Genomic DNA, 14955 nt, shown 5'->3' on the forward strand with positions numbered 1-14955 from the left:
GCATCGCCTCGCTTTTTTAACCATAGATTGAGCATTTCTCTAGATTGTTTGGGGATGTAATTATTTAGTTTCCAGTGTTCAGTGACATCAATGCCGAAAAACTCTTCAAAGATTTGCTTTGTCTTTTGTGAGTCAGGATTGTGGAACATTTTAAGTCTATTGTTAAATTGCAATTCCATGAAATTGCCAATTTGAGAGCCTTTCAATGCTCCAAATTTATTTTGAAATAGTTCAGTTGCAATATCTTCAACATACGTCTCCCATGCGGTTAGCGTCATGATTAAACAAGCTCGCTTAAGAACCTCAGGAACTGGTTCATTCGATTCGCTAGAATTTATTGTGTCGTAGCAGGTGAGTAATTCTTGCGCATCAGACATTGCCCTTTTGAAATTTTGTAAAGACTCTGACATTTATATGAGGTTTCCTTAAACACTTAACAATTATGTTAAGTGGAATTGTTCCATTATTCGCAAAATAATATTTCCGCATTTTGTTGCGAGAGTGTTTCAAAAAACTTCCGCTAATCAATTCCTTGGATTATTTACAGAAGACCAACCTGAATGATCGAGGGAGGGTTGCCACGCTATCCAAGTGCAGGCCTCAATCGAGATTGATCTGGGTTCTCCTCCAGCGATGAAATTGGCGATCGCCGAGGCTACCGCCCCTGGCTTACGGCTGCCACAGTGCCTGGAACATAGCGGGTGCTGTCAATCTCGGCAATAACCTTGAGTTATTTGAGTGTTTAAACTACCGCACTTTGCGTGGCAGAGAAAATGGATTCAGATGGGTGGAGTCACATTTTGTTCGCCCCTCACGGTTTTCGGCAGCAACCGAGCGTTGGCACCGATCAGAGCTTTGCTTTTAACCATGAAACCATCACACAAAATCCGAAGCCGTCTGTCGGGCCGAGGGGAGGGGTGAATGGAGCCGGTGCGCGGTCAGGATGACCGCAAAAGGGAGCGTCACGCCATGGATGGCGTGTGGCTACCGGCCGGTGGAGAGAATCCCGGAGCTCGGGGCTTTCCCGACAGCCGGCATACGCCCGGGCCCGGGATTGCCAAGGGGGAGGCCTTTTCCCCCTTGGCCCGCCCCCGCCAACGGCAGGTTGGCCAATCGTCCCAGCCGACGGGGCGGAACCGGACCAAGCCGGATCCAGCTCCAAGAGTCGATCCTCGGCCATCAATAGAACGAATCATCAGGCATAAAACGGCGGGCTTCGCTCAACTCAGCCCACCCTACGGGAGAGGAGTGGCTGATAGTCACAACGCAGAGGCCGCGCCGTCTGTCGGGCCGAGGGGAGGGTGAGCGTAGCCGGTGCGCGGTCAGGATGACCGCAAAAGGGTGCGTCACGCCAGGGATGGCGTGTGGCTCCCGGCCGGTGGAGAGAACCCCGGAGCTCGGGGCCTTCCCGACAGTCGGCCTACGCCCAGCCGCAGGATTGTTAAGGACCGCGGCTTCGGTCCTTAACCCGCCCCCGCCAACGGCAGGTTGGCCAATCGCCCCCGCCGACGGGGCGGAACCGGATCAAGCAGAGTCCAGATTGGAGAGTCGAGTATTAAGTCGCAATATTCCGCTGCCGTGGCAACAGGCGGCGAAGAATGAAAAACAGCAGCCAGCAGCTGGCGATGGCTAAGGGGATGGCGGCAAACATCTGGCCTGGGCCGAAATTGCGTTGCCAGAGCGGTTGAATCCCTGTGGGGGTGATCCGGTAACGGCTCCAGAAGGTGTAGTCATCATCGCTATAGATGGTTTCTATCTCCTGGCCGAGCTCCTGACCGGACGGGGTGGAACCGATAACGCGGTAACTTAAGTTTTCCAGTTCGCCGCGCTTAAAGCTGGCGCTCTGGCTCGGTAACTCGAAGCGGTAGGCCTTGTTCTTTATCTCGTTAAACATCACCAGATCAAAGGGGTGATTATCCGCGCCGGGCGTGACGGCCACATAAAAACCGTACTCAGGCTCGGCGCCGGGGGCGATCGTCACCGCATTGCGGATAGTGAGCTGATAGGTAAAGAGCAGTACCAGGCCGATCAGCGTCACGGCAAAGGCCAGCTTGCTATGGGCGATATAGCGGATGATTACGAGCAATAGGGTCTTCACGTCGCTGCACCATGAGTCATTGTGTGGGGTGGTAGGGACCACCGCTATTGGGGGGGGGAGCGCAACTCCTTGACGGTTTTGAGCTCCCTTGGCTGCCATACTCTAGACCGTTGGGTATCGATTGAGAATTTCTAATCGCGAGATGATCGACCCGGATCCCAGACTGGCTGGCCGCAAGCTACCTCAACTTCCCGCGGGCCATGCCGACGGCAATCCTTGCCGCTTGGTTTCTGCTCCTGTGGCCATTTTCCGGCGGTGAATATCGGTTTTGTTTTAATGAGGCAACAGATGGCCCTATTTCTTAACATGAACTAACAAATTCTAACGTGAATTTTCATATCGAATTGATTCATAAGCTATTTTTTGGCTAACAACTTGCTGGTAGATGAAGGGTAAGCCGGGATGTCGTCATGACACACCTGTCGCCCGTTGCACAGGTTCGTTATGTCCCGGACATGGCGACCCCGGAAACCTCTTCAGCAAGGAGAACAACATGTCACTCAATATTGATGCCTCAAGCAGCTATGCCTCGTTGATCCAGCGGCTGCAAAGCAGTACCAAAACCAGTACTAGCAGCAGTGTGCAGGGCAGCATGCCACCACCGCCGTCACCTCAGGGAGGGGAGAGCAAGATGATGTCCGACTTGGCCGATGTGTTTGCCGAGCTCGGCATCTCCACCGACGCCTTGACCACCAGCAGCAGTACGGACACCAGCAGTGAAACCACCAGCACCAGTGCTTCCAGCTCGGAGGCACAGACGGCGCTGGCGGAATTTATGCAGACCTTGATGGACACCTTGCATGCTCAGGGAGCAGGAAAGTCAGCGGCGGAAAATGAAGGTTCGGATGGTTATGGCCAGAGTAATCCGATGAAGGCGGATATGCAGACGCTGTTGAGCAAGCTGGGCCTCTCCTCCGAGAGCAACAGTACCGACAGCACCAGCTCGACCGATAGCTCGGTGAGTGAATTGCAGAGCAAGTTCTCAGATCTGTTGAACAGTTTGGGCGCGTCCGACAGCGGGATAAGTCTGGGGGATTTTCTGACCTCATTTTCCAGCAAGATCCCCGAGGGGCGCGGGCAGGGCCGGATTGGCAATGTGGTCAATACCACGGCGTGATGCGGGTACCCAACGCAGGGGCGGCAAATTCATTCTTGCCGCCCCATTGTTTGGATCTTGATTTAGTCGAGATTGTGACTGGATTTGGCTCGTCGGCGACCAAAGGCCAGCACCGCGAGACCACCCAGCGCCAGGTAACCGAAGCTGCCGCCGCCGGAACTGCTTTGCGTATCATCGACCGGTGGTGCCAGGGTGCTGGCACGCAGCAACATTTGCTCGCTTCGGGTCTGGGTGTCGGACGTTGCACGGAAGCTGATGTCAATGTTTTGGATCGAGCCTATGCTTCCCGCTGTGTACGTCACGTTGACGCTACAACTGGATCCTAGTTTCAGGGCCGTGCTTTGGCAATCCTCTTGCAGAGTACCGCCCGTGGAGACCAGATCGCTGATTTGCCAGGCGATGGCATCGTTATTGCGGATCACAAAGTGGGCTGTGCCCGTCGAGCCTGCGTATACGTCGAGCCCCTGTTGGTTGGTATAGCTCAGGCCATGAAGTTGTTGCTCGATCCAGGCGTTGTAATGGGCGACCGAGGTAAATCCTGCTGCGGCACCCGGATCGCCGCACGTGGGGGGATTGGAGGTACTGCTCAGGAAACTGTCGATACCATATTGAGTGTTGTCCAGAAGTAGCGGGCCACCACTATCCCCGAAACAGATGTTCTGGTTGTCCTCGCCGCCAGCGAAAATATGGCTAGGGAGTGAGGATTCAATATCTCCCAGATAAGGCAATTGCACGGTTTGCAGTTGGTAGGGATAGTTGGTTCCGGAGCTGTTGGTGGCACCCCAACCAATGGCGGTTATTGCCTGGTCGGTGCTGAGTAGCGTTTGTTGCTCGAGGGTTGCCCGGGTGACCGGAGTGGCACTCTGGGCAGTTGCCAGGTGCAACAGGGCAATATCGCCGGCAAACTCGCTGAAGTTGCGGGATCCATCATTGCTACTGAGCTCCCAGCTGGAAAGCCACTCGGGATGAATAATCATCTGATCGACCTTGATGCCAGCGCTCTGGTTGCTGAGCAGGGCCTGACCCAGGATCAGGTTCAGTTGTGACAGTTGGGCACCCTCGAAGCAATGGGCGGCGGTCATGACCCATTCCGGCGCAATCAGGGTGCCGCCACAAAAGTGATAGCTTTGCCATGTGGGCCCATTCAGTTGCTGGATGGAGACCATCCAGCCGGGGGCCTGGGTCAGGTCGTCACCCCCCACGATCCGGGGGCTAGCGGCGAATGCGGAGGAGCCGAGTAGCCCAGCGAGTAAAAATCCTTGCCAAATACTTTGCATGCTTGATTCCTTATGCTGCGTAAACATGTGCTGCCTAAACATTGAACTCATTCGCTATGGCACATTTTTCGACTGAGAGGTGATCGCCCAGCAAGCTCTGCGAGCCCCTCATCACATCATAGTTGATCTGATGTTCGACCGGACCTGCCCCCATCGTGTGGCTGGATGTCGATATCCAATATTCATGAATAGGGTGTCTGAGTGGGGGCCGATTATTGAGTTACCCCTTTTGAGTCTTTGTCCGGTTGCCAATTGTGTCGCTGTATCGGGAAATGCATAGATTGATTCCAGCTGTGGTCATGGCGTCTCCTGTGGCGACGGCTCAGTGCTGGATCAGGCTTTCGGAGTGGAGCGCTTGCGAATGATATCCGGCTTGAGGCATGGTAGTCGCCGAGCCTAATGATGGTTCATTGAACGATGGTTTAAGTCTCTCAACATAGGGGAATCATATGGTAAAGCTCGGATGCTGGTTGTTGGTGATGGTGTGGCTGACGGGGTGCAATACCATCAATGGCATGGGGCGTGACATTCAAAAAGGCGGCGAGAAAGTCCAGGAAGCGGCCAGTTCAGTCCAGAAAAAGATCTGAGCGTCAGGCGGCGGGCGTTATTCCGGCGCCGCGACCACAAACTGATTCTTACCGGTACGCTTGGCCTGATACATGGCCTGATCGGCATCGCCTAATAAGGTTTCGGCGCTCATCTCGGCGTGGGGGCGATAGCAGGCAATGCCGATACTGCTGGAGAGTGTCACCGTGGCGGCGGTCAAGACAAACGGAGCCGTCATAGCCTCCAGCAGTTGTTGCGCCTTGCGGCAGGCGTCCGGCTCTTGGTGCTGCAAATTCTCCAGGATCAGCGTGAACTCATCTCCGGCTAGGCGGAACAGGGTGTCGGTCTCGCGCAGGTGAGACTGGATGCGCTGGGCAAACTGCTGCAATAACTCATCGCCCGCATCGTGACCAAAGTTATCATTGATGGCCTTGAAACCATCCAGATCCATAAACAGCAACGCCATCATCTGTTCGGTACGACTGCTTCTGGCCATGGCCTTGGGCAGCTGCTCCATCAAGGAGCGCCGGTTGGGTAATCCGGTGAGCGGATCATTCAGGGCATGGCGCTTGAGCTCTAGCTCCAACTGCTTGCGCGGCGTTATATCCTGACTCAACACGTAAAAACCCACCACCTCCTGCTCTCTGCGATGGGGGATATACATGGAGTACAGATAGTGCACTCCATCCGCGCGCTGTTCACTGCGTTCGAAGCGCTGGGTTTCGCCCTGCAATGCCAACTCCATAAACGGTAAAAAATGTGCATATTCTGTCGCCGGGTAGAGATCCCGCACCGGCCGATTGTGCAGCTCGGCGGCGGACCAGCCATACCAGAGGCCGTAGGTCGCGTTGTTGAACTGATAGCGCAGGTGGCGATCGATATAGGCAATCAACACCGGCAGGTTGTCGGTAATGGTTTGCAACCGTTGCTGACTGTCTCTGAGCTCCCGTTCGATGGTGAGGCGCTCCCGGACATCCTGAATGATGAGATTGAGCCGGAAGCCGAGCGCGGTTTCACTAATCCAGGAGTGAACCTCCACGGCGATGGCTTCTCCGTGCCGATCATGCAGTTCGGTGATCCGCTGATCCTTGAGCAGCGGAATGGCGCCGGTTTCAGCATGCAGCCGCAATTGCTGATGTAACCACTCTTGCTGCTTCAGGCTGAGCATGACCTTCGGGATCGGACCGCCAAGCACCTCGGCTTTTTCCCAGCCCAGAAGTCGACTCGCCTGCAGGTTCCAATCCAGGATCCGTCCCTGTTCATTGATACTGATAAAGGCGTTCATGGCATGTTGCAGCACATTGTCCAGCTCCTGGGTACGAGCCTGGACCTGGGCCTCGAGGGTTTGATTGAGCTCGGCCAGCGCTTGCAGATCCTGTTGTTCGAGTTGCCGCATTTCCGCCAATACCCGGGACAGCAGTATGACTTCGGCGTAGCTATCGCTCTGCGGAATAGCGACACAGCCGGGATTTTCGAGTGCTTGCCGCAGTGCAACCAAGGGCGCGCATAGACGATGAGACATGAAGAAGGTCAGCAGACTCAGCGCACAAAAGGCTAGGATCGCCGATAAGGTGATTTGATCCTGCAGCTTGGTAAAGTCGCCCATGGCAACCGATGCCGGCTGTCTGACCAGGATCTGCCAGTCGGGAGATTGGACCTTGTCGTGCTGGGATAACCGTTGTAGCGAGGTGAAATACCACTGACGATCAGGCTACTGCAATTTGACAGCCTCTCCAGATTGCAACGCCGACAGTATGGCATCCGGAATTTTGCGGATACTCGTGTCATGGGAGCTGAAAAACACCGAACCATCGTCCTTGAACATCATCAGATCGGCTAGTTCCGGGGCACTTTTTTCATCTAACAGGTGCCGCGCCATCTGCTCAATGCCCACGGCCGGCAAACTGGCAATCAACCAGCCATCCAGTAATCCTTGGCGATCGTTCAAAGGAACCGCAATCTCGTATTGCAGGGCCAATCGCTGGTGGCCGGGGGATGCGTCCGTCTTCGGTGGGGATTCAGGATGGATATCGCTGACGCTCGGGTGTTGAAATTGGGGGGGAACCAGGGGTCGGATGGAATATGAAGTCCTTCAATACTGGATAGCGAGGCGACGCGAATGATCCCTTGCGGGGAAGCAATCAATAGCCACCGGTAATCGCTGGAGTCCTGAACTAATGTTGCGAGCACGGCTCTTTGTTGTTCGATGCTCTGCTCCCGAAACAGCGACCAGTGCGCTAGCAGTTGCAGATCATTGATGCGTTCATTGATTTGAAAGTTCAAGGCATTGGCCATGTTACTGGCCAGGCGATGAACGTCACCCTGAGCCCGTTTACGCGCATAGTCGGCAGAAAAATCGTCAACCAGGATGAGTAATAGCATCAGCGTGGTGATGGCACTGCCCAGAGTTCCCAGCATGATCCAGAAAGCGAGGCCGGGGCGGCGTGGAATCAAGGGGGCTGGTTTGGGCATAGGGATCGCTTGGGCTGTCGGCGGAGTCATGACTTAAGCATATGCGATCTGCGTTCGATACTTGAGTCTGCAACGGCATTCGTGAGCGGGGTCGCACCCCCCCAAAATGGACTTTAGTTTTCGGATGGATACTTTTCTAACAGCGCCTGTAACCGGGCTACGGTTTCCCGATCCGGCAGGCCATCGTAGCGTGCGGGTCGAAAATGCAATTGAAAGGCTTGCACGGTCTGACGGGTCCGGGTATCCAGAGTGCCGGTGGCGGCAAGGCCATAGCCGTAACGAATCAACAGGTTCTGGATCTCGCTGATGGATGGCACGGGCCCGGGCATCGTCAGCAAGGCGCTGACACGCGCCTCATCGGGCCAGGCTCCCAAGCCGTAGTGGTCATGTAATTGCTGCCAGGGAAATAGCGGGCCTGGATCGACTTTCCGGCCGGGCGCTATATCGCTATGCCCCAATAGCCGGGTCGGGGGCAGTTGGTAGCGATCCACCAGTTGTCGGAGCAACAGGGCCAAGGTCTGGATCTGGCCTGATGTGTACGCCTGCCAATGACGCTCGATTAACGGTAACTGCGCATCGGCATCCGCATAGCCCAGATTGACAATCTCAATGCCAATAGAGCTGGCATTGAGCGCCTGCGCGCCTTGCCAGTGGCTCACTCCGGCATGCCAGGCTCGCTGCGACTCCGGAACCAGAGCATACACAATGGGTTGCCCATCGCGCTCTTCACGACTCAACAGGTAGTGGGCACTCACCCGGCTGGCGGGGCGAGTGAGTTCATCAAGGGATTGGGCATCATCGATCTGGGTGTAGTGCACAATCACCGACTGGATGCGGGAGTCCTGGTTGAGCGAGGTATGGCTACGATCGATCGGTAGCGTGACCTGCTGACAACTGGTCAGCAGCAGGCTGGTGGTTGCCAGCAGCAGTCGTCGTGACCAGAAAAACGGAACACGCATCGATCGGTATCCTCCGGCGAATAGGGGATGCAGAAACAGGAGCCCGGTGAGCCGTCGGTACCGGGCCGTCAATCATGGGATTTAAGAATGCCCGCTTTTGCCGGGTGCGTATATGGCATTGTGCGACGCCGCACAACTGGAGCAACGGCTTCGGCACTACACTCAATGGAGGCGGCGTCCCGCGGCTGGATGTCGCCGCGTGATGGACGCAGATATGAGTGATTACAAGGTGCTGTAGCGGGTGGGGAAGGATATGCGGATTGTCGATATTATGAAGCGTCGGGTGGCGACCATTGAAATGGATGACTCGCTTGAGGCTGTGCGCGATATCTTTATGATGGCGCCTTTTCATCATCTGCTGGTGATCGAGGAGGGGCAACTGGTCGGCATTCTGTCGGACAAGGATCTCTACAAGGCGCTGAGCCCCTATCTGGGATCCTCGTCCGAGAATCAGCGTGATCGCGATACCCTGCAACGGCGGGTTCACCAGGTTATGACGCGGGAGCCGGTTACTGTCAGTCCCGAGGTTCCGGTCTCACAAGCCTGTGAGCTGCTCCTGGCACAGGGGATCTCCTGTCTCCCGGTGCTGGAGAATGGCCAGATCGTCGGCATTGTGACCTGGCGGGATCTACTCCATCACTGCTGCGAGTCGAAGCGGGCCGACATCAATCCCGGCGACCGTAAATCTTGACCTCGGCCATTTTGCGTTTGGAATAACCATCGACGCGGATTTTGGTGATGCACTTGCGTCGGTCGAGCTTGAGCCACGCACTGCGCTGATCTTTCCCTATCTCTTTGCCGACCTTGACGGTGCGACTGCTACCGTCTTTATAGAACACCTTGAGTTCTTCGATGCGGGCATCCTGTTTTTCTACCTTCAGTTGCAGGGCGTCGGTGTAACGACAGGCGAGTGGTTTGACGATGGCCTCACTTTCGCCGATGGAGAGCAACAGGGTCGAACCAAGGCGGAAATCGTCACCGGCTATGGCGGTGGTCGACAGTAGCAGGGACAAGACAAACAGGTAACGCATCGAACTTTCTCCAATTGGGGCGGATTATCTCGGCAGTATTGCCACGGGGTGGAGTCTAAAAAACATGGGTGTCACATAACAGAAAAAACCGGGATTGGTTAAGTCCCGGTTTGGTTTGTTGCGAGAAATGATGTTTATTTAGTGATTTAACCTGCTTAGTCGCAAAATCCGCGGAATAAGGTGATGTCACCTGCTGTCAGTCGCAAAGTGCAATCGCCCGTGGTGTCGAGCTGCCCTTGCCCCAACAAGCGGGTCCAGGTGCGACAGCTCAGAAGAGGGTCCGATGGCAGCGTAAGCTCTGCACTCCCTTCCCGCTGGATGGCGACCAAGATGCGCTCATCCTCCAGTACGCGCACAAACACCAGCGTCTCGTTCTGGGCATAGAGCATCTGCAATGCACCGCGGCGTAGTGCCGGGCTTTGTTGCCGCAACTTCGCCAACTGCTGGGTATGGGCCAGCAGTTCGCCATTCCAGCGGCTCTGATCCCAGGGGAAGGGGGCGCGACAGAAGGGATCATTGTCCCCCGCCAGGCCAATCTCGTCACCGTAGTAGAGGCAGGGCACCCCGATCCAGCTAAATAACCAGCCGATGGCGAGTTTCATGCGTTGCATATCGCCGTGCAGCAGGGTCAGGAAGCGGCTGGTATCGTGGCTATCGAGCTGATTGAACTGGCACAGCTGGGTGCCATGGCTCAGTCCGGCCCGGTAATTTTCCATCCAGTCGGCGCACTGACGGGCATCCAGATGGATCGGTTGATAGGCCACATCCTGGCCGGTCAGAAAGGCCCGGACCGGCAAGGCAAAGCCCATATAGTTCATGGCGCCATCTTCGACTCCTGCCTGCAGCCATTCCCGGGCATCGGCAAAGTGTTCTCCCAGCAGATAGGCCTGGGGATTTTCCTCCCGGGCGGCCTGGTAGATGCCACCGACGTGCAACAGATTGTTGTTGGCGCTGCCGGATTCTCCCAGCATATGGACCACATCCAGGCGCCAACCGTCGATCCCGTAGGGTTCGCGCAACCAGTGACGCACTACGCTATCGCGTCCACGATAGAGGGTATCGACGACACCCGGCTCGGCGAAGTTGAGCTTGGGGAGATTGGCATTGCCTTTCCAGCCGAGAGCCCCTTGCGGGCCAAAGGTGTACCAATTGCGATAAGGCGATTCTGGTGAGCAGTTGGCGCCGGAGCCGTCGCCGGTCCGGTAGCGATCAAACCAGGCGCAACTATCCCCGCTGTGGTTGAAGACCCCATCGAGGATCAGCCGCATGCCGCGCTGCCGGGTGGCTTGCCGCAGCCGGATCAGAGCCTGATTCCCGCCGAAATGGGGATCGACATTGAAATAGTCCTCGGTGTCGTACTTATGCACCGTAGGCGCGGTGAAGATGGGGTTGAGGTACAGGGCTGTGACCCCCAACCCCTGCAGATAGTCGAGCTTGCCGGTGATGGCATCCAGATCGCCACCATAGAAGGTGGAGCTCGCCGCTTCCAGCTCTAGCGGGTGTTCCCAGCTGCGGCGGCGTACCCAGCGCTGGCGGGCATGGTGCTGATACTCTGCCTCCCGCACCAGATGGGGACCATCGCCCGGGGCAAATCGATCAGGGAATATCTGGTAGAAAATCTGATCCGCCACCCAAGCCGGATGACTCTCCGGCACCTCCAGACAGAACTGACGCAGGCGCTCGATGGGGGCGGCGCTGAGCCCTTGTGGGCCAAACCAGACTTGGTGATGAGGCCATAGCAGCTTGAAACTGTAGCGCTGTCGAGACGAAGCCTGATGCAGGGGAAGCACGACCTGATAGTGACGGCAGCCGCGGATTTCTGCCTGCAGGGTCATATCCAGCAACCACTCTTCATTATCGGGCTCGCTACGCAGCAGCACTCGCTCGGGCCAAGGGCCAGTTTGCAGCTGTAGCCAGAGGGATAGCACAGGACCTGCAGCCTGGAGTGTGACAAAGGGGGGTACAGGTTGGTGCCAGCACTGCAGTTGTGAAAGGGATGGTGTGAACATGACGACTCCTGACGGCTCGGTAACGAGAGTGTGTACACCACAGCATGGACCGCTCGCTGCCGGAAGGCATCCTCCCGTGCGGTTTATCCTGACGGTGGAGTCTCTATCCTTCCCTCATGGTCCGAAAGGGCGGTCAGCTGCTGCGGACTTAGAGCAGGACTTGGACATTTGCGGACTCTGGAGTAGAGTAGGGGTAACTGTTTATATATACAGTACTGCCATGCGTAAAATCATTCACATCGATATGGACTGTTTTTTCGCCGCTGTCGAGATGCGCGATAACCCGGCGTTGCGTCATATCCCGTTGGCGATCGGGGGATCCCGGGATCGACGGGGTGTGATCGCCACCTGCAACTACGAGGCGCGCCGTTTTGGTGTCCGCTCGGCAATGGCGACTGCCTATGCGCTGCGTCTATGTCCGACTTTGACGGTGATCCCGGGGCGTATGGCGGTGTATCAACAGGTATCCGGCGAGATCCGCGCTATTTTTGCCCGTTATACCGACCGTATCGAACCGCTGTCGCTGGATGAGGCCTACCTGGATGTCAGCGATTCCCCGTTACATCGCGGCAGTGCGACTCGGATTGCTGAGGCGATCCGGGAAGATATTCGCCGGGATCTACAGCTGACTGCGTCGGCTGGGGTGGCACCGAACAAGTTTCTGGCCAAGATTGCGTCGGATCTGAATAAGCCCGATGGCCTGTTTGTGCTGCGCCCGGAGCAGGTGGCCGAGTTTGTGGCCACCTTACCGCTACGCAAGATCCCGGGAATTGGCGAGAAGAGTGCGCAACGTCTGGCGGCGATGGGATTGCATACGGGAGCCGATGTGCAGGCTTATCCTGCCAGTGAGTTGCTGCGTCTATTCGGTAAATCAGGCCAGATGTTGCTGGAGCGTTGCCGGGGCCAGGATGAGCGGCCGGTCGAGGTGAGCCGGGTGCGTAAATCGGTGGGGGTGGAGGTGACCTTGCCTGCCGATTTAACCGCGGTTGAACAGGCGATCCCGATCCTGGTGCAACTGGAGCAACAGCTGTGGCCGCGGCTGCAGCGCCATGCGCCGGATGGTCGGATTGTTCGGCAAGGAGTGAAGGTGAAATTTGCCGATTTTCAGCAGACCACGGTGGAGCGCAGCACACCTCGAGCCGATACCGGGCTGTTTCTCGCCCTGTTGCGTGAGGCCTGGGCGCGGGGGGAGGGTAAATCGGTGCGGCTATTGGGCTTAGGTGTCAGTTTGCCGCAACCCGAAGAAAAAACAGAGGAGCGTCAGTTGTCGCTGGCGTTCTAGTTGATGTTCTATTTGGAAGCGCAGAGTGATGGCCAACCGCGCCGTCTATCAACTCAGGGCTTGGTTGCCGGTGGAGTATTGGCGGCTAATGACAGGGCGCCAGTGGCTTCGGTGTCCGGATCTAACTCGGTATCCGGGTCACCAGGCCAGATGGTAGCGGGCAATGCTTGTACCGAGGTCACCAGGTCGCCGCCGAACTGAATACTCTCTTGCCAGAGCTGGCTGGCAACTTGCTGCAGGTTTTGCTGGCCGTGCTGCCAGGTTTGTTGCAGCGCGTCTTGCCCGGAGCTGAGTTTGGTTTGGATGGCGTCACCTTGCTGTTGGAGCTCTTGCTGCACGCTCAGGATCCCGGCATCAATCTGCTGCCATCCCTGCTGCTTCCAGTGCTGGAACCACAGCACCAGCTCCTCTTGCGAGGCCATCGCATCGTGCCACCAACCTTGCCCGTTATTCCGGGTTTCGGCAGCCAGATCAGAGGCGTCCTGCTGGCCATGCTGCCATAGGTATTCGCCAACCGGACTGAAGGGGATCAGCAGGCTAAAACTGAGAATAATGGGGTAAAGCGTCTTCATGGGCAGATCTGATGGGGTAAAAACTCAAGGCAGCGACACTCTACTCCAGGCCTGGGTAATAAAAAAGGCGCCGCAGCGCCTTTTCTTAGGCTGAAACGATTCAATCTCGACGTGGGATCTCGGCCAGCAGTTTACTGAGCAACTGCCAGAAACGCGCCACGGCTGGGATATGAACTTTTTCATCCGGCGAATGAGCGCCCTGAATGGTCGGGCCGAAGGAAACCATGTCCCAATGGGGGTAGTTTGCCTTGAATAGACCACATTCCAGACCGGCGTGGATGACCATGATCTTGGGCAATTCACCAAACAGTGCCTGATGGGTGTCGCGCAGTTGCTGCATGATGGGTGAGGCCGGATCTGGGGCCCAACCTGGATAACCACCACTCAATTCACAACGGGCACCCGCCAGCGTAAACAGGGAATGGGTCATCTGCTCGACGTAGCGACGACCTTCATTGTTCAGTGAGCGGATCAGGCACTGGATGAAGATTTCATGGTCGATGGTCTTGATGACGCCAAGGTTGGTTGAGGTCTCGACCACACCCGCGATGGCCTGGCTCATGCGGATCACACCATTCGGACAGGCGACCAGCGCGGCCAGCAGGCGGCGCTGGCTGTCGGCATCCATGACCTCGGTGGGTGCTGAGGCGCTCTGCAGGCTGATCTCCAAGAAGCTGTCGATCTCTTTGAGCTCAGTTTGCAGCAGAGCACCGTGTTCGGCGATCTGCTGTTGCAGGGCATCGACATCCTTCTGGGCGACCCATAGCAGCGCCGAGGCCTCGCGGGGAATGGCATTGCGCAGGGTGCCGCCTTCCATCTGGGCCAGATGCAGGGTGACGTTTTCGCTGGCGGTCAGTAACAGACGGGCCAGCAACTTGTTGGCATTGCCGCGGTCTTGATGAATATTGACCCCGGAGTGGCCGCCACGCAGCCCCTTGACGCTCAAGCGCAGCGCCTGATGGTCGGCGGGTACGGCGGTCGGTTCGAAGGCCAGACGGATGTTGGCATCAATCCCACCGGCACAGCCCATATAGACTTCACCATCCTGCTCGGAATCGGTGTTGAGCAGGATCTCCCCCTCCAGCAAACCAGGCTCCAGACCGAAGGCGCCGGTCATGCCCGCCTCTTCATCGATGGTCAGTAACACTTCGAGCGGGCCGTGTACTAGGCTGTTGTCGGCCAATACCGCCAGACAGGCGGCGGCGCCGATACCGTTGTCTGCGCCCAATGTGGTACCTGTAGCGCGCACCCATTCGCCATCCACATAAGCGCGGATCGGGTCGCGGGTGAAATCATGATCCGTATCGGCATTGGCTTGCGGCACCATATCGATATGCGCCTGCAGGACCACGCCCTTGCGATCTTCCATGCCCGGAGTGGCCGGTTTTTTGATGATGAGGTTACCGACCTTGTCTTCCATGACAGAGAGCCCTTGCTCCCGGGCCCAGTTCTGGATCCAGGCGCTCAATGCTGCTTCATGTTTAGACGGGTGGGGAATGGAGCAAATCTTGTCGAAGAAGAACCACAACAGGTTCGGAGAGAGATCGGTCAAAGCAGTCACATTGAGCTCCTATGGCAACAGGCCGCGGCTA

The 14955-nt window shown here is 56.7% G+C and carries 15 protein-coding genes; 4 read left to right on the forward strand and 11 right to left on the reverse strand.

Annotated elements, in window-relative coordinates:
* Both ACYVG7_RS06105 and ACYVG7_RS06110 read right to left on the reverse strand, forming a co-directional pair.
* Nucleotides 1-410, reverse strand: a 410-nt coding sequence (locus tag ACYVG7_RS06105) for a HEPN domain-containing protein (protein ID WP_460882326.1), incomplete at its 3' end; no start/stop codon positions are given.
* A gap of 1145 nt (nucleotides 411-1555) precedes the next feature.
* Nucleotides 1556-2098: a hypothetical protein gene (locus ACYVG7_RS06110; protein ID WP_460882327.1), complete on the reverse strand. Its 543-nt coding sequence runs from the start codon at nucleotides 2096-2098 to the stop codon at nucleotides 1556-1558.
* 493 nt (nucleotides 2099-2591) lie between these two features.
* Here ACYVG7_RS06110 and ACYVG7_RS06115 point away from each other — a divergent pair, with 493 nt between their 5' ends.
* Nucleotides 2592-3215 carry a hypothetical protein gene (locus ACYVG7_RS06115; protein WP_460882328.1) on the forward strand — a complete coding sequence of 208 codons (624 nt, stop codon included), beginning with the start codon at nucleotides 2592-2594 and terminating at the stop codon, nucleotides 3213-3215.
* 62 nt (nucleotides 3216-3277) lie between these two features.
* On the opposite strand, the gene ACYVG7_RS06120 is transcribed toward ACYVG7_RS06115, so the two are convergent.
* On the reverse strand, nucleotides 3278-4492 hold the full coding sequence (locus tag ACYVG7_RS06120; RefSeq protein ID WP_460882329.1) for a S1 family peptidase: 1215 nt from the start codon (nucleotides 4490-4492) through the stop codon (nucleotides 3278-3280).
* 449 nt (nucleotides 4493-4941) lie between these two features.
* On the opposite strand from ACYVG7_RS06120, the gene ACYVG7_RS06125 reads away from it, so the two are divergent.
* A complete protein-coding gene (locus ACYVG7_RS06125) occupies nucleotides 4942-5079 on the forward strand; it encodes an entericidin A/B family lipoprotein (protein ID WP_460882330.1) in 138 nt (45 codons plus the stop codon).
* 17 nt (nucleotides 5080-5096) lie between these two features.
* On the opposite strand, the gene ACYVG7_RS06130 is transcribed toward ACYVG7_RS06125, so the two are convergent.
* From ACYVG7_RS06130 to ACYVG7_RS06145, 4 genes are all read right to left on the reverse strand, one after another.
* Nucleotides 5097-6644, reverse strand: coding sequence for a diguanylate cyclase domain-containing protein (locus ACYVG7_RS06130; RefSeq protein ID WP_460882331.1), 1548 nt, complete (start codon nucleotides 6642-6644; stop codon nucleotides 5097-5099).
* A 105-nt stretch (nucleotides 6645-6749) separates the two neighbouring features.
* On the reverse strand, nucleotides 6750-6986 hold the full coding sequence (locus ACYVG7_RS06135; RefSeq protein WP_460882332.1) for a hypothetical protein: 237 nt from the start codon (nucleotides 6984-6986) through the stop codon (nucleotides 6750-6752).
* Nucleotides 6983-7510, reverse strand: a complete 528-nt coding sequence (locus ACYVG7_RS06140) for a hypothetical protein (RefSeq protein WP_460882333.1) — start codon at nucleotides 7508-7510, stop codon at nucleotides 6983-6985. Before ACYVG7_RS06140 ends, ACYVG7_RS06135 begins: the two co-directional genes overlap by 4 nt.
* 113 nt (nucleotides 7511-7623) lie before the next feature.
* Nucleotides 7624-8469 carry an N-acetylmuramoyl-L-alanine amidase gene (locus tag ACYVG7_RS06145; RefSeq protein WP_460882334.1) on the reverse strand — a complete coding sequence of 282 codons (846 nt, stop codon included), beginning with the start codon at nucleotides 8467-8469 and terminating at the stop codon, nucleotides 7624-7626.
* Nucleotides 8470-8722: 253 nt separating this feature from the next.
* Here ACYVG7_RS06145 and ACYVG7_RS06150 point away from each other — a divergent pair, with 253 nt between their 5' ends.
* Nucleotides 8723-9160, forward strand: coding sequence for a CBS domain-containing protein (locus tag ACYVG7_RS06150; protein WP_460882335.1), 438 nt, complete (start codon nucleotides 8723-8725; stop codon nucleotides 9158-9160).
* On the opposite strand, the gene ACYVG7_RS06155 is transcribed toward ACYVG7_RS06150, so the two are convergent.
* Both ACYVG7_RS06155 and malZ read right to left on the reverse strand, forming a co-directional pair.
* Entirely contained in the window at nucleotides 9135-9500 is a 366-nt protein-coding gene (locus ACYVG7_RS06155; protein WP_460882336.1) for a DUF2541 family protein, read from the reverse strand. The two genes, ACYVG7_RS06150 and ACYVG7_RS06155, sit on opposite strands and share 26 nt — an antisense overlap.
* Before the next feature lie 155 nt (nucleotides 9501-9655).
* On the reverse strand, nucleotides 9656-11509 hold the full coding sequence (gene malZ / locus ACYVG7_RS06160) for a maltodextrin glucosidase (RefSeq protein WP_460882337.1): 1854 nt from the start codon (nucleotides 11507-11509) through the stop codon (nucleotides 9656-9658).
* A 220-nt stretch (nucleotides 11510-11729) separates the two neighbouring features.
* On the opposite strand from malZ, the gene dinB reads away from it, so the two are divergent.
* Nucleotides 11730-12791, forward strand: a complete 1062-nt coding sequence (gene dinB / locus ACYVG7_RS06165; protein ID WP_460882338.1) for a DNA polymerase IV — start codon at nucleotides 11730-11732, stop codon at nucleotides 12789-12791.
* Nucleotides 12792-12844: 53 nt separating this feature from the next.
* Here the strand turns inward: dinB and ACYVG7_RS06170 are convergent, their stop codons facing one another.
* Nucleotides 12845-13363: a hypothetical protein gene (locus tag ACYVG7_RS06170; RefSeq protein WP_460882339.1), complete on the reverse strand. Its 519-nt coding sequence runs from the start codon at nucleotides 13361-13363 to the stop codon at nucleotides 12845-12847.
* Between the two features lie 100 nt (nucleotides 13364-13463).
* Nucleotides 13464-14924: an aminoacyl-histidine dipeptidase gene (locus ACYVG7_RS06175; RefSeq protein ID WP_460882340.1), complete on the reverse strand. Its 1461-nt coding sequence runs from the start codon at nucleotides 14922-14924 to the stop codon at nucleotides 13464-13466.
* Nucleotides 14925-14955: the final 31 nt, after the last annotated feature.

The sequence above is a fragment of the Pseudaeromonas pectinilytica genome, assembly GCF_054780855.1.